This window comes from Massilia sp. ZL223 (genome assembly GCF_018119395.1).
In the GTDB taxonomy this organism is placed as follows: Bacteria; Pseudomonadota; Gammaproteobacteria; order Burkholderiales; family Burkholderiaceae_D; genus Telluria.
Genome location: NZ_JAGPWD010000082.1, coordinates 1 through 1,420, shown reverse-complemented (window position 1 = coordinate 1,420; position 1,420 = coordinate 1). Strand labels below are relative to the sequence as shown.

At 56.4% G+C, this 1,420-nt stretch carries 1 protein-coding gene; it reads right to left on the bottom strand.

Annotation, left to right across the window (positions count from 1 at the left end; all coding sequences use genetic code 11):
- Window positions 1–9 precede the first annotated feature (9 nt).
- Window positions 10–1,338, bottom strand: coding sequence for an IS4 family transposase (locus KBW95_RS24430; protein ID WP_211529553.1), 1,329 nt, complete (start codon window positions 1,336–1,338; stop codon window positions 10–12).
- Between the last annotated feature and the right edge of the window lie 82 nt (window positions 1,339–1,420).

Here is a 1,420-nt window from a genome sequence, read left to right as displayed (position 1 = left end):
TAATGCCGTTCAGTTAAGGTCCTTCTTCAGGACACGAACGGTGTAACGATGAGGTAAGGCCTTCACGGCCCGGTCGAGTTTTCGACCGGGCCGTTCTTCATTCAAGAGCATCACCAAGCGCTTGCGCAGGCGCTGCATCAGAGCGGGCAATTTGCCGTATGCACGGGTTACGGCTGCCCAATGCAGTTCGTACTGGATGACGTGGAACGCGCGGATGAAACTGATTTCGGTCGGCTCGCACTTCACTTCTAATGCTGCCTTGGCGATCTCGAGCCGTATCAGATTGTAGGCGGTAAGTAATCCCCAGATTTCCTGGTAGACACCTTCGACGGTACGGCTGCGCAGGGTGAGCGCCATACCCATCATCGTCTGCTTCAATTCACGATAGCTCGTCTCGATCTGCCAGCGTTGCGTGTAGCAGGCGGCGACATCCTTGGCGGTATAGCGTTTGGCGTCAAATAGCGAGGTCAGCAGGATGTGTTTGCGCGCGCTTTGGTCGATGATCGTGATGGCGCGGACACGCCAGGTTTCAGGCAGATCGGGGCATTTCTTGCGTGCCTGCGGTGATACGCGCATCTCGATGACGGCATCGCCGGGTGTGCCGCCGACCACTTCCCATTTGGTGTTGGCCTTGGCTGGAATGATGAAGTGGCGGTTAGTTCCACCATTGATCAAGCCACACAAAATCTCTGCTGACAGAAAGCCCTTATCGAATGCAGTCAGAGAATTGTCCGGAATCGATGCAAGCAGCTCTTTTGCGTAGAGCATCTCGTTGATCCCATAAGGACCGAACTTGGCATCGCGGATCAAGTGGGTCGGCACCGCGGTCAAGGTCACGCCACGCACTTGCGGATAGCTGGAAATCCGGCCGCTGGGATAAACCTGCTCACCGAAATGCTCGCGATGCTCTGGCGTATCGGCAGTTTTCAAGGTCGTGCCGTCCAGTGCAAACAGACTCAGGCCCTTGAACAGATACTGCTTGCGATCCTGCTCCGACCACGCCTTCGCCGATATCTCAAACAATGCCCGCAAAGGCTCGGCGCCCAGGCGCTGCCGTGCTTGCGCGACCGCACTTTTGCTGACGAAAGGTGCTTGCGAATCCGGCAAGGCCAGATCCAGGTCGTCAACCACTTCGCTGATGGACTGGTGACGATACAGCGCCAGGGCCACGACCAGCCACACGACTTGCTCTGCCGGCAGGCGCCGCTGCCGGATACTCGCTTTGCCTGTGTAAGCAACCGCCTGTTCGATCCACTCGTATGGCAAGTGCTGCCCCATACGAGCCCAATCCGGGTTCTCTTGGGCTTGCACGAGAAAATGGAGCGCGTCATCAAACATGGTGACGCAGGTTAACAGCCTCAGCTACCGTTTACAACACCTGAAAAGAAAAATGCCGTTCAGTCTTAACTGAACGGCATTA

What these genes read in the sequence shown, in the direction of transcription:
- KBW95_RS24430 (WP_211529553.1), bottom strand. Translation starts at nt 1,338, where the DNA reads ATGTTTGATGACGCGCTCCATTTTCTCGTGCAAGCCCAAGAGAACCCG.